Below are 18,176 nucleotides of genomic sequence, written 5' to 3'. Positions count from 1 at the left end.
AGAATGTTGAAAATGTATCTTTTTTGTATTGCGATGTAGTAAAACGGGCGTTTTTTACATGTTTTTGGTGAAAAAGTCAGTTTGATAAATTTGTTTATTTTTGTTAGAATTTTATTGAAATTCATGAAACTTAAACGTGCAAATAAGTCATTTTTATGTATATGTGAAAAAACGAACAAGGTGGGTGGAATGATGGGCTATAGGTGTTATCGAATGGTATATTATTTAGAAAATGGAGAAACGATTAAAGATATAAAAGAATTTTGTTATCGAGATGATGTGAAAATGCTAGAGCGTGTGGCACATCGTGTGATGGATCATAAGGAAGTAACGGCAATCGATCAAAAAGGTACAATCATTTCAATCGCTTGTAATGATATTGTAAAGATTGAGTTGGATTACATACAGTAAAGTTAACCTTGAGTCATATTGAATTATTCGTTAAAATATACTGTTGAATGGTGAAGCGAGAAGAGAGGAGTTTATCATGGGTAGTACAAGACACTTTTATATGTTTATTGTGGCGTTTGTGCTTGTTGTAGCGTTGACAATTTATTTAATTGTTGATAGTAGCTGGTATAATACGGTACATCCGGCATTTCTAATTTTTATGTATGTTGGAATTGCGGTTGTTAGTTTTGGGATGAGAGATGAAATGTTAGATCGCTTTGAAAAGTGATACATATACAAAAGACCAACAGGAAATTGTTGGTCTTTTTTTCTTGCTAAAATATAAAATTATGTATATACTGTACATGTAGAGTATGCACAGTATATACACAATGGAGGGAAATATGAATATTATTATTTCAAATTCTTCCCCAGATCCGATTTATGAACAAATTAGTAAGCAATTGCGGCAGCTTATTTTAAATGGAGGTCTAAAGGGAGGAGAACAATTACCATCAATTCGTAGTTTAGCAAAAGAATTGCAAATTAGTGTGATTACGACGAAACGTGCTTATGAAGAACTTGAAAAAGAAGGGTATATTGAAACAGTTGCAGGAAAAGGAACTTATGTATCAGAGAAAAATAGCGAGCTGATTCGGGAGCAACGTTTGCGTTTATTGGAGAGTAAAGTGGAGGAAGTTGTAAATGAGAGCAAGCTTCTTCAGCTTTCATTCGAAGAACTAGAGCAGATGATTGCTTGTTTATATAAGGGGGAATAAAAAGATGTTAGAGTTAAAAGATGTATGTAAAAATTATCAAGGATTTGCAGTGAAAAATGTAAGCTTTACATTGCCGCGCGGATATATTATGGGGTTTATCGGACCAAATGGTGCTGGGAAAAGTACAACTATTAAAATGATTATGAATTTAGTTAGAAGAGATGGTGGTGATATAAAAATCTTCGGCAAGGACAATAAAAAAGCTGAAAAAGAAATTAAGCAAAATATAGGTTTTGTATATGATGAAAATCACTATTATGAAGATATAACATGTGAACAAATGAAGCGAATTATCGCACCACTATATAAAAAATGGGATGAAGAGAAGTACCAATCCTATATGGAGCGATTACAAGTTCCAAAAAATAAAAAGATTAAGCAGTTATCAAAAGGGATGAAAATGAAGTTTGCAATTGCGATGGCGCTATCACATCATGCAGAGCTGATTATTATGGATGAACCAACATCAGGGTTAGATCCAGTTGTACGCAGTGAACTACTTGATATGCTCCAAGAAATTGTGATGGAAGAAGAAATATCTGTTCTATTCTCAACACATATTACAACCGATTTAGAGCGTATTGCGGATTACATTACATTTATCAACGATGGTGAAATTGCTTTTACGGGAGAGAAAGATGAAATATTAGAAAGTTATGTCATCGTAAAAGGAAGTAATGATTTACTAGATCCAGAAGGAAAAGAACTTTTCATCGGGTTACGGAAAAATAAATTTGGTTTCGAAGGATTGGCGAGGGATAAACAAGCGGTGATTGATTGGTTTGGTCAAGAGGTTATATTTGAAAAGCCAACTTTGGATGATATTGTTGTGTATACGGCGAAGGGGAGCGGTGTTTATGCGTCAACTCATATATAAAGATTTATTCTTTTTTCGAGTAGTTTGGCTAGTTTATGTTATTGTGCCATTCATATTTTTTGGGTTGAATCCGGATGGAGAAAAACTGTTTCCAGCAAGTTGCTTACTTATAACAGCTACTTCCTCTACGGTATTAATAGCAATCGATGAAAGAAATAAAAGCGGCGTAATGTTAAACAGTTTACCAGTAAGCCGGAAGGAAATTGTTATTGCCAGATATATTTCCAGTGCAATATTTGTTATTGGTGGAATGATTGCAACCATGTTGGCTGTTTTTCTTGTAAGAAGTATCGCTGGAATTGGAGATATTGGTATATATCATCCTAGTTTATATATTGAAATTCCATGGTATATAGTGGCAAGAGGCTTATTATTTTCAGTTATTTTTATTGTGACATTACTTCCTAGTTATTATGGAGTTGGGTCAAAAGTAGTACGTGGAATTTGTACGGGAATAACGACGGGAATCGGTATTTTAATTGGGATGTTTATGACTGACAGATGGAATCAAGGATCATCATTCAGTAATTGGATTATGGCTCCGGCACATATTGGAATGATTATTCTAGGAGGAATTGTATTAGCTAGTATATATATCACATCTATGTTTATAACCATTCGAATGTATGAAACGCGTGACATATAGGGAGGAATGTGTATGCAACAGTTAATTTTGAAGGATATTTTTTTACAGAGAACAATTTTTCTAATCTGCTTTATTTTTCCTTTTTATGGAATGCTAAAACAGTCTATTGAACCGTATCAGTTAGCGACTGTTTGTTTTGCTACTTGTCTGTTCATGATTTTATTTTCTATAGTAACTGAAGAGAAAAATAGTACAGAAAAAATATTAGTAAGTTTACCTTGTACGCGGAAGGAAATTGTCATTGCTAAATATATATCGACAGCATTTTTTATTATGGCCGGTTTCATAATTACATGTGTTTTGTTAATAGTACCTGTACTACTATTCAGAGATCATATCAATATTCCGTGGTATGCATTATTGATAGCGGGTTTCTTTTCTATTCTTTATGCTGCCATGATTCTTCCTATGAAATATAGCGGGAATAAACAAATGTTCACTATTTTTGGAATCGTTATACTTTTTCCTATATTTGGTTTACAAGGATTCATGTGTAATGTATTTGCTGAGGAAAGGCTTATGTTAATGTTTTTTCAATCTTCCAATGTGATGCTAGTCATAAGTATTTTAAGTATAGTGGCATGGATGAGCTATTTCATTTCAATGTTTGTTTCAATTATCATATTTAAACAAAGGGAATTTTAGAGTGTAGTCCGTTTAAAGCGAAGAAAGGTGTCTTACTTGCAGACACCTTTTTTCAGTAATGACAATAGGAAAGCAGCAGTTTATAAACAAAAACGTTATTCGATGTTTCATTCGGAGTGTGTAATAGAAAGCTGAAAAAAATAATAAGAAAAAGAAATAGAAAAAATAAAAATAGAATATGTTTATGTACGGAATTTTGCATATAATCAGCTCCTTTTTGTATAGTATGTCCAAAAGAAAAAGAGATATGATAGAGCGATAAAAGCTAAAAAGGAAATAGCGATAGGAAATTGATATTAGTGGTGTCATTGTTGGAATAGTATGTTGTATCCTGCTATTTTAGAGCAGTAAGACGCCCGCCTCAAGATTCGGAGAGAAACGAAGAGGGATGAAGAACCATCCACTGATTAAAATTTCACTTGAGCGCATCCGATTATAATAAGAAATCGAATCATAATAATAAAAAAGAACAGTTACTTCTGTTTAGAAGAGCTGTCCTTTTTAAATAAATTGTTCCAAAGTTTAGCGATACTCCAAATGATTATGATAAGGATGGATGCAACAATCGAACACACGATGGATATCACTTTAAGAGTCATGTCTGGAAAAAACGTAAGAATTGCAATCACTTTATGAAATAGCCATTCAATGATATGAAAGCTGATTTGTAGTAAAATGGCGATACTTAAGAATGAATATTGTTCTAATTTGTTTCCCTTTTTCTTTCCACATGACTGTCATCTTACATTAGCTCAATAATTTTAAGCCAATTGCACCGCATACAATGCAGCTTAAAAAGACAAGGCGGCGCCAATCGGCTGATTCGTGGAAAATGAGGATACCTAAGAGTGCGCTTCCCGCTGTTCCTATTCCTGTCCAAATTGCATAAGCTGTTCCCATCGGTAAAACGTTCATAGCAAGCGATAAAAAGAAGAAGCTTATGCCAAAGTTGGCGATTAAAATAAGTTTTGGGAACCAGCCTTTCTTCTTCGTAGCTATTTTCATAAACAATACACCAGTAACTTCACAAATACCAGCAAGAATTAAAAATACCCACGCCATTTTATGCTACCTCCTTCTCTTTTTTTTCTTCACCTGTTACTTGTTTTAAGCCGATTACGCCAACGAAGATTAAAGCGATAAATAAAATTTTTACAATGGAAACAGGTTCACCGAAGATGAAAATCTCTGTGAGAACGATACCGCCAGCGCCAATTCCGGTAAACACAGCGTAGACGGTTCCAACAGGTAAATCTTTATAAGCTTTAAATAACAGGATAAAACTCATTGCAATGATAAGAACAACACCAATCCATTCTAGTGGTGCCTCCGCATGTTTTAGTCCAATCACCCAAAAAATTTCAATGATACCAGCTAAAATGACATAAATCCAAGCCACATATAATCCTCCTTCCTACCAGTCGTTAGGTAAAGGGCTGAAAAATGACGCATTGCGAAAAGCAATCCGTCATTTTGAAAGACCGCGCCAAAATACACTCCATGAGGCTTTTAAACGGGTCTCAAAGCGATTGAAACCAGCATATAATAGTTCGACCATAAGGCCATCTAGTAAGCATAAATAAGCTTCTAAAGCGTCCTTTATTTCAATGTTATGCAATTCACCTTGTTCATTTGCCCGTTTGAATATCGGGAATAAAATTTCTCTAATTTTTTCAATGTGAGCATTTGCTTTTTCGATAATTTGTTCGCGAAATGCATCAGGTGGAAAATAAGAAGTTCGCAGCCAAAACATGGATTCTTCACTTTCACCGAAACGTTTTGCGTAACCTTTTAGAAGATTTATAAGCAATGTTTCAGTGGGAGATTCTGAAAGGGATTCTATATCATCTGTAAAGCATTGTAAGTCTTTTTGTAAAGCTTCTTCTAAACAGATGAAATAGAGCTCTTCCTTCCCTTTAAAATGTGCATAAATTGATGGTTTTTTAATTCCGACCTCTTGTGCGATATTTGCTAATGAGGTTCCTTCATAGCCGTAGCGTGCGAAATGAGAAAGTGCCACAGCTTTAATACAGTTTGCTGTCATTTTTCATCCCCTACCTACCGTTCGTTAGTTTAATTGTATAAGAGAATCGTTTGAAAGTCAATGCGCCGAATGAGAAAAAGAGTACTCATTTCAGCACTCTTTATACCGTTTTTCGTTCGATTAAATGGAATGGAAGTTCTTCCGCATAGCCTGTAATTTGTTCAGCTTGCATTTGCTTATGAAATAAAGAAAAAGCACGGGCGCCCATTGTGAGTCCGGGATGCTCAATTGTTGTGATTTCAAGTGCTTTGGAAACCTCGTGATTATCGAAGCCAAGAACAGCTAAGTCCTCTGGAATATGCAATCCTTGTTTTTTTGCCTCTGTTACTAAACCAGCAGCGACTTGATCATTAGCAGCAAAAATAGCGGTTGGGCGCTCTTTCATATTTAACATGCGTTGTAAGACTTTCGCACCATCTTGCATCGTGTAACATTGATAAAACATCCAATCAGGTTGCACTCTTCTTTGAGCAGTTTGAAGAACATCAGCAAAAGCTTTTTCACGCTGTAAGGTACTTATACTTTTTCGTCTTGCTAGGCAGACACCGATCCGTGTATGTCCTTTATTTAGTAAATAGTTTGTACCGATGCGAAAGCCTTCATAATGATCCACATAGACAGAGGAAATAAGAGGATGTGTTAGTTTTTCACATGAGACGATAGGTGCAAATTTGGAATAAGGTTCGATTTGCTCCCAAGAACTTGTTCGGGAACATATAATCATGCCATCAAATTGTTTCATTTTCATCATTTCAAGGACGCGAATTTCTTCGATACTATCATAATTTGTTTGGCATAAATTGATATGATATCCGGCGATTAAAGCTTCATTTCCAATTCCTTCAATAATCGTACTGAAGTAGGGGAGGTTGATAAAAGGAAGCATGACACCAACTGTAAATGTTTTTCCTTTTATTAGATGAATGGCGTTTATATTCTTTGCATAATTTAATTGTTCTACAGCATGTAATACACGTTCACGCTTTTCTTGACTCACATAAGGGTGGTCATTTAATACACGAGAAACGGTTGTTATAGATACACCAGCAGTTTGTGCAATTTGTTTTATATTTACCATGAGTATCACCTCTATCTGTATTATAAAGGGAAATATGTAAGAATGGAAAAAATAGTGAAAAAGACTTGACCTGAAAAGCTTTTCACAAACTATGGTATAAGAAAGGCTTTCTGTTATTCGCGTAACCTTTTCATTTGGGGCGTGAGAATAGCAGGAAGTCTTTTTTGTCTTAAAATTTAATGTCAAAATGTGTGAGAATAAAGAGGAAAGTTTTCAAAGGAGCCCCAGAACAAAAGACGAATAGGAACAATAATGAACGCTATATTCGCTAAGAAATCGATAGGAAAGGGCTGAAACAGGTTGAAAAAAGCACTCGTTTGCTTCATGATTTCTAGTGTATTTATTAGTGCATGTGCATTTCAGCAAACGGTAAAGGAAGATAAACAATTTGTGGAGACAACAGGTGGGGGAGCGGACAGAGTGTTTGGTCCCATGTTAGTAAAAGATATTCCAAACTATTTTCCAGTATCATTTAAAGTTCCGACTTTTTTACCATACGACATGATGGATGATGCCAAAGCAGAAGTGAGGAAGATTGGAAAGGAAAAAGCGGTCTTAACGATTAAATATAAACAACAAGAGCGGGGAAGAAAGGACTATATAGAGTTAACAGTCGCTAATTTTTCTTATAGCTTCCCATATATTGTAGAACAAAATCGATTTCAAGAACAAATACGATTAAATAATGGAGTGACGGCTTATTTTAAAAATAAAGATGACGGGGAAAGAGAAGAGGAATTTGCAACGCTTATTTGGAAAGAAAAAGAACTTGAATATCAACTATTATATCGAAATACATTCGTACAGCAAGAAAGTGAAGTAATTAAGCGGAACTTACTATATATTGCTAACAATATGAAAAAAACTAGCTGAATATTTCAGCTAGTTTTTCCTATTATTTCTTTTTGATTTTGCCTGTCCATGTCTTAAATCCACCTTGCAATTGGTAGAAATCTTTGTAGCCTTTCTTTTTCAAGAATTGAGCTGCACGGCCTGTACGGAATCCACTTTGGCAATACAAATAAATCGGTTGATCTTTACGAAGTTCTTTGTAGCGAAGACGAATTTGTGATAGTGGAATGTTACGTGCACCTAAAATATGTCCAGCGTTATATTCATCCGCTTCACGAATATCGATAAGCTGTGCTTTACGGTATCCAGCGCGAAACTCTTCTTCTGAAAGTGTTTGAATTAATTTTTTTTGATAGAAATACATCCATACAGAGTAGCCGATAAATGCTAGAATGATGGCTAATATAATCATTAAGTTTGTTGACACGATTCTATCGCTCCCTTTTTTCTTATCCTACTTTCAATATTATAATGTCCATGTGTATTTATGCAACAGATACATTGGTTATAAGAAGAATTTTCGTATTCTTTCACAATTTTTGTCGAATTTGGTAGACTAGAAGATGTGAAAAATAATTGGTTATATGAGGTGCAGGATGGGAAAAGAAAAATGGTGTTATATTAACTCTGGTCAATGTTCACCGGCATTTAATATGGCGTTAGATGAATGTTTATTAAATTGGCAAAGTGAAAAGAAAATGCCGCCGACGATTCGTTTTTATGAGTGGGAAATTCCAACGTTAACGGTAGGATACTTCCAACGTGTGGAAAAGGATATTAATATGGATGTAGTAAAAGAAAAAAAATATGGCTTTGTACGTCGTCAAACAGGTGGTAGAGGTGTATTGCATGATAAAGAATTAACGTATAGTGTCATTGTATCTGAAGATCATCCAGAGATGCCAAAAACAGTGACAGAAGCGTACCGAGTTATTTCGCAAGGGCTATTAGAGGGATTTAAAGCACTTGGATTAGATGCATACTATGCAGTTCCAAAAACAGAAGCAGATCGTGAGAATTTAAAAAATCCACGCTCAGGAGTCTGTTTTGATGCGCCATCTTGGTATGAGATTGTTGTGGAAGGTAGAAAGATTGCGGGCAGTGCTCAAACACGTCAAAAAGGTGTGATTTTACAGCATGGGTCGATTCCGTTAGAAATTGATTTAGATGAGCTGTACGATCTATTTTTATTTCCAAATGAGCGCATGAAAGAGCGCATGAAGAGTATGTTTTCTTCTAAAGCGGTTGCAATTAATGAATTGACAGATCAAACATTTACAATTGAACAATTAATTGAAGCTTTTCATACTGGATTTGAAAAAGGTTTAAACATAGAATTGCTGCCATATACATTAACAGCAGAACAGCTTCATGAAGTAGAAACATTAGCAAAAGAAAAGTATGAAAGTGATGAATGGAATTATAAAAAATAAGGATATGGCTGTAGCCACATCCTTATTTTTTATAATAAATTAAGTACTTTTTCTACTTTGATTCCTTTTTCTTGTAAAGAGCGAAGACGCTTTACAACGTCCATAATTTCTTTGTCAAATGTAACACTAATACCTTGATTTGTAAGCTCTTCTTTCAAACCTTCAACAGAATCATCTATGTCAATACCAAGTTCATAATCTTGGCAAACTTCGATTGCTTTTTTTACAAGCTTCACATAATTTTCTTGTAGTTTAGAATTTGTTTCAGTTAAAACAGGTTGTTTCGGTTTTGTAGGTGTAACGGGAACTGTTTCTTGTTTGGTAACCGAAGTAAACTCTTCTATTTTTACCGGCTTTGGAGCAGCTGGTTTTGTAACTGTTTCTACATGTACAGGCTTCGGTGTTGGTACCGGAGTAGGTCTTTTTGTTTCGACAGGAGCTTCTGCGCTAGGTTTTGGAGTAGCTGTAATTGCTTGTGGCATTGAAATCGCTACTTCTTCTTTTGGAGTTTCTTCAGCCGTTGCCTGTGCTATCGCCTCTTTGTTCTCCTTCGTCCACATTACACGTTCAATTTGCAAGGAAACATTATTTTTATTCATCGCTGTCAGTGTAACTTTACCAACTTCAGCGTTTCCTGAGAAATCAACAATTTTATAAATTACACTTTTGTTCCAATCTACTTTCCCGCTCAAGAATAATTCTTCGTTACATTTTGGCGTTAAGCCCTCGATTTTAATTTCTGCATTTACACCGTTTTCACTATATACCATAATTAGTGAAGCACTTACATCTTCGTCTGCTAACATTAATTCACGTACCATTTTGCCGGTGCGTACTTGCGTTTTCTTCTTAAGTGACATCAAATTTCTCCTCTCAAAATGAAGTAATAATAAAAAAATCATATAACGAAAAATAATTGCTCACGAAGAAATATGATACCGATAATAAAAGCATCACGTCAACAATTTACGTTAATTATTTTGCATTTTTCTTGTTTCTTTATGAAAATTTTTAATTTGTAAAATTAGACAGAAGAAAAAACAGCCTCTTTATAAGGCTGTTTGAAAAGTTTGCTTTTTTATATAGTTTGGCTTGTTTCATCTCTTGTCACGGCATTCTTTCTGGTGTATCATTTTATTGATTGCTTCGTACGGAATAAGCAAAATGAATGTGGATGGAGGAAACCGATGCCTACTCCTAGTATGGAAGATTATATTGAACAAATTTATTTGTTGATTGATGAAAAGGGTTATGCCCGTGTATCTGATATTGCTGAAGCGCTTAGTGTACATCCATCTTCTGTAACAAAAATGGTACAAAAATTAGACAAAGATGAATACCTAATTTATGAAAAATATAGAGGACTAGTATTAACAGCAAAGGGTAAAAAAATTGGAGAGCGTCTTGTATATCGCCATGAATTATTGGAGCAATTCATGCGTATTATCGGTGTGGATGAAAGTAAGATTTATAATGATGTGGAAGGGATTGAGCATCATTTAAGTTGGGAAGCGATTGACCGCATTGGGGATTTAGTACAATATTTTGAGGAAGATGATTTTCGAATTGAGACGCTTCGAGCTGTTCAAAAAGCAAATGGAGAACAAAGTAAGTAAAGGGAACAAATGCGTTTCCTTTTTTGTTTAGAAGGAAATGAAGCAAAAAGAAAACCGTATTTCCTAGAAGGAAGCACGGTCTTTCTTTTTATTTTTTTTACCTTCAATGACTGTTAAGTGAGATTGCTTTCGTTTTCGTTTTAATAAGGGAGAATTCCCCTTCTTTCCTTTATCGTCTGTATGATTTCGTTTTAAAAAAGATTTGCTTAGGGGTGCTACATTTTGCTTTCCGTATTTGCGGTTCGATTGTTTCGCAGCACGCTTGTAAGAGTTATGCGAATGGGCGGAACCACTAGAATTTGTAAACATTTTGTATAGCAAGTAAAAGATACCGAGAACAAGCAACATAAGGCCAATGTTTTGTAGCATCCCTATTGGATTTGTAATTGCTGAAGAAACAAGGCCGAATATTGCTAATCCAATAATAATGCTAACAAAAGCGAACATAAACGAACGACCGTTCATAAGGAACACCTCCTAAAAACATGTATTAAAATTAGTATATTAGCGATGAGGAAAGGAGTTGAACATCATTTTTTATCATGATTGTTGTTTATTTTCTAACCGTAATAATTCGTGAAATGATGCGATTGCAACTTCAACTTGATCATCAGTAGGTTCCTTTGTTGTTAAAAGTTGAAGCCATAACCCAGGATATCCTAATACGCGTAAAATAGGAATATCACGTAATCGGTTGGTGAACTGTAAGACTTCAAAAGAAATTCCAAGAACGATTGGAATTAATAAAATACGATTTACAACTCGAACCCAAAGAGGATCTGTTGGAACAAGAAAGTAGACAAACATTCCGATAATTACGGTAAAGATAATAAAGCTACTACCGCATCGATAATGAAGACGAGTTTGCTTTTGAACATTTTTTACAGTCAACGGAAGGTTATTCTCATATGCATTAATCACTTTATGTTCTGCACCATGATATTGAAATACTCTCTTAATAAGTGGAGTTAAGGAAACAAAGTAGATATAGCCTAGCAACAATATAAGCTTAATCACACTTTCAACGATAATTTGCCCAGTATGAGATGGGAAAATAGGTCGCGTTAATTCTGCTAATAGTGCAGGAATTGCTGTGAAAATCACTTTTCCAAATATGAACGATAACACTCCGACAGCTGCTACTCCTAATATCATCGTTAATTTTGATTGTTCTTTTTTCTTATTTGCAAGTTGTTGATCATCTTCTGGATGAACATCGAATCGCTCTGAGGCAAAGTTTAAATGCTTTGCTCCATTAGCACTTGCATCAATGATAGCGGCAATGCCTCGTAAAAATGGGATTTTTTTAAACGCAGATGATATTTTATTACGAACGCGTGGCAATCGATAAAATTCGATTGTTTTGTCTTTACGACGAACCGCTGTAACAGTATATTCTCTACCGCCAAACATAACTCCTTCTATGACTGCTTGCCCGCCATATATTTGTTTTGACTGTTCTGACATGTTTAACACCAACCTGTATCCGTTTCTCTCTTGTGTAGAAAAGAGGCAATTGTCATACTTGGTTCTGTCAAGGCATATTTGACAATTACCGAGTTTCCTTTATTTTATCGACAAATACAAGCAGATGACAAGGAAAAATGTTACGAAGGTAAGACATTTCTTATTCTTTTTATAGACAAATTTCGCATGATTTAAACATGCTTCAAACGACTTTCGGACATACTAGTAAGCGGAGGTGTTGAATGTGAAACAGGAACAAACTGGAATAAACAATTTTGTACAAATTGGTTTATTTGGTGGTGTTTTCTGGGGGAGTATATGGTATTTTCTTCATATTTTCTCTTTTACAGAGGTTGGAACAAATTATTTACTTTTGCCATTTGCACTTGGAGATTGGAAAGAAGGTGTTTGGGGAAATATAGCAGGCATTATCTGTATTGGATTTTTTTCTATTGTAGTAGCATTTCTTTATAAGACTTTTTTTAAAAAGTTTGAGGGGGTACTTCCCGGCCTCTTGTATGGTTTGTTTTGGTGGAGTCTTTTATTTTTAGGACTAGGTTCAATTGCACCGGTTATTAAAAATGCAATGCATTTACCGAAAGAAACCGTTACAACCACAATTTGCATTTTTATTTTATATGGTGTATTCATCTCCTATTCTGTTTCATTTGAGGCGAATAATGTAAATCAAGGAGAAGATACAGAGAAGACAAACTATTCAAATAAGTGACTCCTATGTTAGAATATGAAATATATATTCTTTATATTAAGGAGTTTTAAAAAGATGAAGAAAGTACTCCTCGTAAACGGTCCTAATCTAAATCGTCTCGGTGTTCGAGAGGTAAATGTGTATGGGAAAGGAACGTTAGAGACACTTGAAACAGATATGAAACAAGAAGCTGAAAAATTGGGAGTAGGATTAGAATGTTTCCAATCGAATCATGAAGGTGCTCTTATTGATACCATTCATGAAGCGGATGGCATATATGAGGGAATCATTCTAAATCCAGGAGCATTTACGCATTATAGCTATGCGATTCGAGATGCTATTGCAAGCATTTCGATTCCAGTTATTGAAGTACATATTTCTAACATCCATCAGCGTGAATCATTTCGTCATGAATCGGTGACAGCAGCAGTTTGCGCAGGTCAGATTGTTGGATTTGGTTTTTATGGCTATAAGCTAGCATTATTTGCATTGTTGGAGAAACTGGGGGAGGCCTAAATCAATGGAAAAGATTACGAAATTAAGAAGTGCGTTTGATGAAGCTGGTATTGATGGGATTTTATTAACGAATGAATATAGCCGTAGATATATGACTGGTTTTACAGGGACAGCGGGTGTCGTACTGATTTCGAAAGAGCGTGCTCTATTCATTACAGATTTCCGTTATGTAGAGCAAGCTAGTAAACAAGCTGTTGACTATGAAATTGTACAGCATACAGGCCCGATTCTTGATGAAGTGGCGAACCAAGTGAACAACTTAGGAATTCAAAAACTTGGTTTTGAGCAAGATACTCTCACATATAGTTCTTATACAGCACATAAAGAAGCCATTGCAGCAGAATTTATCCCGACTTCTGGGCTTGTAGAAAAGTTACGCTTGATTAAGACGGATTCAGAGATTAAGATATTAAAGGAAGCTGCACAGATTGCAGATGCTGCCTTTGAACATATTCTATCATTCATTCACCCAGGAGTATCTGAAATTGAAGTGTCAAATGAACTTGAATTTTTCATGAGAAAACAAGGAGCAACATCTTCTTCGTTTGATATTATCGTTGCTTCGGGACTACGTTCAGCATTGCCGCACGGTGTGGCATCTGAAAAAGTGATAGAAACAGGAGATTTCGTAACGTTAGATTTCGGCGCCTATTATAAAGGATATTGTTCTGATATTACTCGTACCATTGCAGTCGGTGAACCGTCAGATAAATTAAAAGAAATTTATCATGTTGTTTTAGAAGCGCAGCTTCGTGGTGTAAATGGCATGAAAGCTGGGTTAACGGGTCGTGAAGCCGATGCATTAACACGTGACTACATAGCGGAAAAAGGATATGGTGAGTATTTTGGCCATTCGACAGGTCATGGCCTGGGCCTTGAAGTTCATGAAGCACCAGGATTAGCATACCGATCTGAAACAGTACTTGAGCCAGGGATGGTTGTGACAGTAGAACCAGGTATTTATATTCCAGGTGTTGGTGGTGTACGTATTGAAGATGATATCATTGTAACGAGTGAAGGTAATGAAGTAATTACAAAATCTCCAAAAGAACTTATTATTTTGTAACATACAGGAGGATTTTTTGCATGATTTCAGTAAACGATTTTCGCACAGGTTTAACAATTACGGTGGATAACGACCTTTGGCAGGTGATTGAATTCCAACACGTAAAACCAGGTAAAGGTGCGGCATTTGTTCGTTCTAAATTACGTAACTTACGTACAGGAGCTATTCAAGAGAAAACATTCCGCGCAGGTGAAAAAGTAGAGAAAGCACATATCGAAAACCGTCGTATGCAATATTTATACGCGAGCGGTGAGGCTCACGTATTCATGGATAACGGAACGTATGAACAAATCGAACTTAGTGAAGCTCAAATCGAGCGCGAACTAAAATTCTTGAAAGAAAACATGGAAGTGTCAATTATGACATATCAAGGTGAAGTACTTGGTGTGGAGCTTCCAAATACTGTTGAGTTAAAAGTTGTTGAAACAGAGCCAGGTATTAAAGGTGATACAGCTTCTAACGTAACAAAACCAGCTACATTAGAAACAGGTCTTGTTGTACAAGTACCAATCTTCATTAATGAAGGTGAAATGCTTGTTATCAATACAGCAGAAGGTAAATACGTTTCTCGTGCATAGTAGAAAAGCACTCGTGATAATCACGAGTGCTTTTTTATAGGAAATAGGGCAGATAATAAATAGCGGTGATAACAAAACTTATGAAGACAAGGAAAAGGGTGCCTATAATATACGGAGTCGCAACAATTTGAAATGGTCGTATTTCACCGGTCTCAACGCCAGCTAATGTTTTATTTATTACGTGATTTGTCATGTTATTTCTATGTTTACTCATAATAATGAGCCATGTAATTGCAAATATTGTTAAAGTAGCGAGGAAAAAGGTATCCATAAATGACCAACCGACCCATTTTGAAAAAAGATAGATAAGGACTAATTCTACTACAATGGTTAAACTAATTTTTAATCCCCTCATATTTTTCCTCCTCATTTTGTAGGTCTAGCCAATTTAGAAATTTCTCACGTGACACGACATGCAGTACACAAGAAGATTTTACTTCTTTCTCTAAAGCAGAGTGCTCATCGGGGAATCTATCTTCCACATGCAATGAAATGTAAGGTAATTTCTCTTGTGCTTTTAAAGAACGAATATTAGCCTTTTTAGCACCAGCGAATACATATGTAAGTTGTAAGTCTAAAAAAGCGATTTTAAAGATTTCTTTTTTAGCAGCCTCATTATATCCTTTTCCCCAGTAAGGATAGCCAAGCCAACTACCAATGTGAGATTGTTTCTTTTCATAATTAATATGCTTAAGCGTGGTGAGACCGATTATTTCATTCTCTTCATTTACAATCATTCTCGATAAAGATTTCTTTTGGCGTTCTTCTTCTATTGCGAAAAGAAGGAACGCCTTTGTGTCTTCGATTTTCTCTACTTTTATTTCTAATGCATTTTTTACCTGTGCATCACTTGATAATGTGAAAATAATTTCTGCATATTGTAAATCCAGTGGTAATAATGTTACGTGCTTCATGGCTTTACTCCTTTCTAATCGTAAGTATAACATGGTTTAATTTAATATTCAGAAAATTTCGTTACGTTATGCAAAAAAATATGTTTTTACTTCTGAAATAGACAACCACTGCATATGGTTGTACAAATATATTCTTTTTCAAATTAGCATTTTTAGCAAACGAAAGAGTCGTTGTGAGGAGAGAAGGTGAAAGAATGAAACAATGGCTAGCGGCAATAGAAACTTCTGTGCTTGTTATGGGATTACTTCGGGTGTTTTCTGGAAGCGTGGAAATATGCGCCGCTTTGCTTATGCTTTATGTAAATGATGCGAAAAAGGCCTTGTTTATAAATGGTATGTTGGCATTTGTTGGGCCTACTGTATTAATTTTGACAATGACAATTGGCATTGCAAGTGTCGCAAGTGAAATCTCTTTTTTAAAGCTTTTTTTTCTGACTCTTGGGGTTGCTTGCATTTTTATCGCAGTGTTGAAATAGAAAGTCAATTAGAGTGGAGAGAAGGCGATGAAAGAAGTATTAGAGGTTTTACCAAAAATGATGAGGGAGTTAATTGAAGGATGTAAGGAATATAACGCGTTAGAAGAAATTCGCGTTCGAATTGGGAGACCGCTTGAATGTATTGCACATGGAAAAGTATTCTTTCATGAATATATAGTTACACCGGAAGATGCTATGCACCTTTTAAATAAACTGAGTCAATTTTCTATTTATACGATAGAGGAAGAATTAAAGCGTGGCTATGTTACGCTGCGTGGTGGGCATAGAATTGGTCTCGCAGGGAAAGTGATTACGGAGAAAAGTGCGGTCAAGATGATTCGTGATGTGTCATCTTTTAATATTCGGATTGCTCGTCAAAAAATGGGAATAGCTGAACCGCTTTTATCCTATTTATACGAATCACGTTGGTTAAATACGATGGTAATTGGACCTCCACAAACGGGGAAAACAACGCTTCTTAGAGACGTAGCACGCTGTATGAGTCAAGGAGTGGGCTTTGCGAACATCCCTTCTTGTAAAGTTGGCATTGTGGATGAGAGATCAGAAATTGCAGGTTGTGTAAAAGGGATTCCGCAATATGAATTCGGCCCACGTGTTGATGTGCTTGATGCGTGTCCGAAAGCAGAAGGAATGATGATGATGATTCGTTCTATGAGTCCAGATATATTAATTGTTGATGAAATCGGGCGCATGGAAGATAGCGAAGCCATTATGGAGGCTGTTCATGCAGGGGTACAACTGTTCATAAGTGCACATGGATTTTCTTTCGATGATATACGAAAGCGTCCATCTTTAAAAGCAGTAATGGAATTTGGAGTGTTTGAGCGTTTTATTGAACTCTCAAAAGCAAAAGGGCCTGGTACTGTAGTGCAAGTGAAGGATAGAGAAGGGAAACCGATTCAAAGGCGAAAGAAGGTTCAAAACGTATGATAAAAATATTTGGTGCGGTGTTAATTGTAGCAGTAACGACTTTTTTTGGATTTTCACATGCGAAGAGATATAGTGAGCGTCCGCGCCAATTACGGCTTTTAAAAGCAGCCCTTCAATCATTAGAGGCTGAAATTATGTATGGACATACCCCTTTATCAGAAGCGGCAGAACGTTTAGTCAAACAAATGCCGAAACCATTAAATTGGATATTTCAAAGCTTTTCAAAGCGGCTTGAAAACGGTGAACAAACTGTTAGAGAGTCCTGGCTTGATAGTTTAAAAGAAAATTGGGCGCTCACATCTCTTAAACAAGCTGAATATGAGATTTTGCAACAATTTGGTGAAACGTTAGGGCAGCATGACCGAGAGTCGCAACAAAAACATATTCGGTTATGCATTACACATTTAGAAAGAGAGGAAGGAGAAGCGAAAGCATTGCAGCAGCAATATGAAAAAATGATTAAAAGCCTAGGGGTATTAGCAGGGCTACTTATTGTGATTTTACTGCTATAAAGGGGGGAGAAAGGCGATGTCCATTGACGTAGGGTTAATATTTCAAATCGCCGGAATTGGCATTATATTAGCTTTCATTCATACGGTATTAAAAGAATTAAAGCGGGAAGATATTGCAAATTGGGTCATTCTTGTCGGTTTTGTAGTCATTTTATTCCACGTAGCATTTCTAATCAATACATTATTCGACAAGATTAAAAGTGTCTTTCTCTTCCAGTAAAGGAGGCGATTCGCATCGAAATTATTCAAATTGTCGGATTAGGCCTCGTTGCAACTTTTTTAGCGGCTATATTAAATCAACATAAGTCTAGCATTACATCATTATTTATTGTCTTTATTGGTAGTGTAATGTTTCTTCTATTAATCGATCAAATTCATTCTATTTTAAAAATGATTGAGCGAATTGCCAGTGAAGCAAAGGTGAGCAATGTCTATGTAGAAACACTATTAAAGATTATTGGCATTGCTTATATTGCTGAATTTGGGGCGCAAATTACAAAAGATGCAGGGCAAGGAGCAATCGCTTCTAAAATCGAATTAGCCGGAAAAATATTAATACTTGTTATGGCCATTCCGATTTTAACAGTTGTAATTGAAACCATTCTTGGCTTTTTACCTACGGGATAA

Annotated in this window: 28 protein-coding genes and 1 pseudogene; 18 read left to right on the top strand and 11 right to left on the bottom strand. The window is 35.7% G+C overall.

Going from position 1 to position 18,176, the window contains the following annotated elements:
- Nucleotides 1-192 precede the first annotated feature (192 nt).
- The 6 genes from BCER98_RS14705 to BCER98_RS14680 all read left to right on the top strand — a co-directional run bounded on the left by BCER98_RS14705 (nt 193) and on the right by BCER98_RS14680 (nt 3,337).
- A complete protein-coding gene (locus tag BCER98_RS14705) occupies nt 193-411 on the top strand; it encodes a DUF3929 family protein (protein WP_041810008.1) in 219 nt (72 codons plus the stop codon).
- Between the two features lie 76 nt (nt 412-487).
- A complete protein-coding gene (locus BCER98_RS14700; RefSeq protein WP_012095370.1) occupies nt 488-679 on the top strand; it encodes a hypothetical protein in 192 nt (63 codons plus the stop codon).
- Nucleotides 680-794: 115 nt separating this feature from the next.
- A complete protein-coding gene (locus BCER98_RS14695; RefSeq protein WP_012095369.1) occupies nt 795-1,169 on the top strand; it encodes a GntR family transcriptional regulator in 375 nt (124 codons plus the stop codon).
- Nucleotides 1,170-1,173: 4 nt separating this feature from the next.
- The gene (locus BCER98_RS14690; RefSeq protein WP_012095368.1) at nt 1,174-2,046 is read left to right on the top strand and encodes an ABC transporter ATP-binding protein; all 873 of its coding nucleotides are present in this window, start codon (nt 1,174-1,176) and stop codon (nt 2,044-2,046) included.
- On the top strand, nt 2,027-2,692 hold the full coding sequence (locus BCER98_RS14685; RefSeq protein ID WP_012095367.1) for an ABC-2 transporter permease: 666 nt from the start codon (nt 2,027-2,029) through the stop codon (nt 2,690-2,692). The genes BCER98_RS14690 and BCER98_RS14685 overlap by 20 nt, the downstream gene beginning before the upstream one ends.
- Nucleotides 2,693-2,704: 12 nt before the next feature.
- A complete protein-coding gene (locus BCER98_RS14680; RefSeq protein WP_012095366.1) occupies nt 2,705-3,337 on the top strand; it encodes an ABC-2 transporter permease in 633 nt (210 codons plus the stop codon).
- Between the two features lie 473 nt (nt 3,338-3,810).
- Here BCER98_RS14680 and BCER98_RS21305 read toward each other — a convergent pair.
- From BCER98_RS21305 to BCER98_RS14660, 5 genes and pseudogenes are all read right to left on the bottom strand, one after another.
- A pseudogene (locus tag BCER98_RS21305) lies at nt 3,811-4,069 on the bottom strand (DUF3975 family protein).
- Between the two features lie 15 nt (nt 4,070-4,084).
- Nucleotides 4,085-4,399 carry a DMT family transporter gene (locus BCER98_RS14675; RefSeq protein ID WP_012095365.1) on the bottom strand — a complete coding sequence of 105 codons (315 nt, stop codon included), beginning with the start codon at nt 4,397-4,399 and terminating at the stop codon, nt 4,085-4,087.
- A gap of 1 nt (nt 4,400) precedes the next feature.
- Nucleotides 4,401-4,736 (bottom strand): DMT family transporter, encoded by a 336-nt coding sequence (locus BCER98_RS14670; RefSeq protein ID WP_012095364.1) that lies wholly within the window; start codon nt 4,734-4,736, stop codon nt 4,401-4,403.
- Nucleotides 4,737-4,805: 69 nt separating this feature from the next.
- Nucleotides 4,806-5,381 carry a TetR/AcrR family transcriptional regulator gene (locus BCER98_RS14665; RefSeq protein ID WP_012095363.1) on the bottom strand — a complete coding sequence of 192 codons (576 nt, stop codon included), beginning with the start codon at nt 5,379-5,381 and terminating at the stop codon, nt 4,806-4,808.
- Nucleotides 5,382-5,481: 100 nt separating this feature from the next.
- Entirely contained in the window at nt 5,482-6,459 is a 978-nt protein-coding gene (locus tag BCER98_RS14660) for a LacI family DNA-binding transcriptional regulator (RefSeq protein ID WP_012095362.1), read from the bottom strand.
- Between the two features lie 324 nt (nt 6,460-6,783).
- On the opposite strand from BCER98_RS14660, the gene BCER98_RS14655 reads away from it, so the two are divergent.
- On the top strand, nt 6,784-7,332 hold the full coding sequence (locus tag BCER98_RS14655; protein ID WP_041810533.1) for a hypothetical protein: 549 nt from the start codon (nt 6,784-6,786) through the stop codon (nt 7,330-7,332).
- Nucleotides 7,333-7,354: 22 nt separating this feature from the next.
- On the opposite strand, the gene BCER98_RS14650 is transcribed toward BCER98_RS14655, so the two are convergent.
- Nucleotides 7,355-7,738, bottom strand: a complete 384-nt coding sequence (locus BCER98_RS14650; RefSeq protein WP_012095360.1) for a rhodanese-like domain-containing protein — start codon at nt 7,736-7,738, stop codon at nt 7,355-7,357.
- Between the two features lie 169 nt (nt 7,739-7,907).
- On the opposite strand from BCER98_RS14650, the gene BCER98_RS14645 reads away from it, so the two are divergent.
- Nucleotides 7,908-8,744: a lipoate--protein ligase family protein gene (locus BCER98_RS14645; protein WP_012095359.1), complete on the top strand. Its 837-nt coding sequence runs from the start codon at nt 7,908-7,910 to the stop codon at nt 8,742-8,744.
- A gap of 29 nt (nt 8,745-8,773) precedes the next feature.
- Here BCER98_RS14645 and BCER98_RS14640 read toward each other — a convergent pair whose 3' ends face one another.
- Nucleotides 8,774-9,604: a hypothetical protein gene (locus BCER98_RS14640; RefSeq protein ID WP_012095358.1), complete on the bottom strand. Its 831-nt coding sequence runs from the start codon at nt 9,602-9,604 to the stop codon at nt 8,774-8,776.
- Nucleotides 9,605-9,931: 327 nt separating this feature from the next.
- On the opposite strand from BCER98_RS14640, the gene mntR reads away from it, so the two are divergent.
- On the top strand, nt 9,932-10,360 hold the full coding sequence (gene mntR, locus BCER98_RS14635) for a transcriptional regulator MntR (protein ID WP_012095357.1): 429 nt from the start codon (nt 9,932-9,934) through the stop codon (nt 10,358-10,360).
- Nucleotides 10,361-10,423: 63 nt separating this feature from the next.
- Here mntR and BCER98_RS14630 read toward each other — a convergent pair whose 3' ends face one another.
- Together BCER98_RS14630 and BCER98_RS14625 are read right to left on the bottom strand one after the other, a co-directional pair.
- Entirely contained in the window at nt 10,424-10,825 is a 402-nt protein-coding gene (locus BCER98_RS14630; RefSeq protein ID WP_012095356.1) for an SA1362 family protein, read from the bottom strand.
- Between the two features lie 75 nt (nt 10,826-10,900).
- On the bottom strand, nt 10,901-11,827 hold the full coding sequence (locus tag BCER98_RS14625; protein ID WP_012095355.1) for a DUF1385 domain-containing protein: 927 nt from the start codon (nt 11,825-11,827) through the stop codon (nt 10,901-10,903).
- Nucleotides 11,828-12,071: 244 nt separating this feature from the next.
- On the opposite strand from BCER98_RS14625, the gene BCER98_RS14620 reads away from it, so the two are divergent.
- The 4 genes from BCER98_RS14620 to efp are packed head-to-tail and all read left to right on the top strand — an operon-like array spanning nt 12,072 to nt 14,696.
- Nucleotides 12,072-12,557, top strand: coding sequence for a YqhR family membrane protein (locus BCER98_RS14620; RefSeq protein ID WP_012095354.1), 486 nt, complete (start codon nt 12,072-12,074; stop codon nt 12,555-12,557).
- 54 nt (nt 12,558-12,611) lie between these two features.
- Entirely contained in the window at nt 12,612-13,052 is a 441-nt protein-coding gene (aroQ, locus tag BCER98_RS14615; RefSeq protein ID WP_012095353.1) for a type II 3-dehydroquinate dehydratase, read from the top strand.
- 4 nt (nt 13,053-13,056) lie between these two features.
- The gene (pepQ, locus tag BCER98_RS14610) at nt 13,057-14,118 is read left to right on the top strand and encodes a Xaa-Pro dipeptidase (RefSeq protein ID WP_012095352.1); all 1,062 of its coding nucleotides are present in this window, start codon (nt 13,057-13,059) and stop codon (nt 14,116-14,118) included.
- Nucleotides 14,119-14,138: 20 nt separating this feature from the next.
- Nucleotides 14,139-14,696: an elongation factor P gene (gene efp / locus BCER98_RS14605; RefSeq protein ID WP_012095350.1), complete on the top strand. Its 558-nt coding sequence runs from the start codon at nt 14,139-14,141 to the stop codon at nt 14,694-14,696.
- 34 nt (nt 14,697-14,730) lie between these two features.
- Here efp and BCER98_RS14600 read toward each other — a convergent pair whose 3' ends face one another.
- Nucleotides 14,731-15,051 carry a hypothetical protein gene (locus BCER98_RS14600; protein ID WP_012095349.1) on the bottom strand — a complete coding sequence of 107 codons (321 nt, stop codon included), beginning with the start codon at nt 15,049-15,051 and terminating at the stop codon, nt 14,731-14,733.
- Nucleotides 15,032-15,610, bottom strand: a complete 579-nt coding sequence (locus tag BCER98_RS14595; RefSeq protein WP_012095348.1) for a GNAT family N-acetyltransferase — start codon at nt 15,608-15,610, stop codon at nt 15,032-15,034. The genes BCER98_RS14600 and BCER98_RS14595 overlap by 20 nt, the downstream gene beginning before the upstream one ends.
- Nucleotides 15,611-15,804: 194 nt before the next feature.
- On the opposite strand from BCER98_RS14595, the gene BCER98_RS14590 reads away from it, so the two are divergent.
- The 5 genes from BCER98_RS14590 to spoIIIAD are packed head-to-tail and all read left to right on the top strand — an operon-like array spanning nt 15,805 to nt 18,176.
- Complete coding sequence (locus BCER98_RS14590; protein ID WP_012095347.1) at nt 15,805-16,086, top strand: YqhV family protein; 282 nt, start codon at nt 15,805-15,807, stop codon at nt 16,084-16,086.
- 27 nt (nt 16,087-16,113) lie between these two features.
- Nucleotides 16,114-17,037 carry a stage III sporulation protein AA gene (spoIIIAA, locus tag BCER98_RS14585; protein ID WP_012095346.1) on the top strand — a complete coding sequence of 308 codons (924 nt, stop codon included), beginning with the start codon at nt 16,114-16,116 and terminating at the stop codon, nt 17,035-17,037.
- A complete protein-coding gene (gene spoIIIAB, locus BCER98_RS14580; protein WP_012095345.1) occupies nt 17,034-17,549 on the top strand; it encodes a stage III sporulation protein SpoIIIAB in 516 nt (171 codons plus the stop codon). Before spoIIIAA ends, spoIIIAB begins: the two co-directional genes overlap by 4 nt.
- 16 nt (nt 17,550-17,565) lie before the next feature.
- On the top strand, nt 17,566-17,769 hold the full coding sequence (gene spoIIIAC, locus BCER98_RS14575) for a stage III sporulation protein AC (RefSeq protein WP_012095344.1): 204 nt from the start codon (nt 17,566-17,568) through the stop codon (nt 17,767-17,769).
- An 8-nt stretch (nt 17,770-17,777) separates the two neighbouring features.
- Nucleotides 17,778-18,176, top strand: a complete 399-nt coding sequence (spoIIIAD, locus tag BCER98_RS14570) for a stage III sporulation protein AD (protein WP_256941505.1) — start codon at nt 17,778-17,780, stop codon at nt 18,174-18,176.

Origin of the sequence: Bacillus cytotoxicus NVH 391-98 (assembly GCF_000017425.1) — a bacterium.
In the GTDB taxonomy this organism is placed as follows: Bacteria; Bacillota; Bacilli; order Bacillales; family Bacillaceae_G; genus Bacillus_A; species Bacillus_A cytotoxicus.
This window is presented reverse-complemented; position numbering and strand designations above follow the sequence as displayed.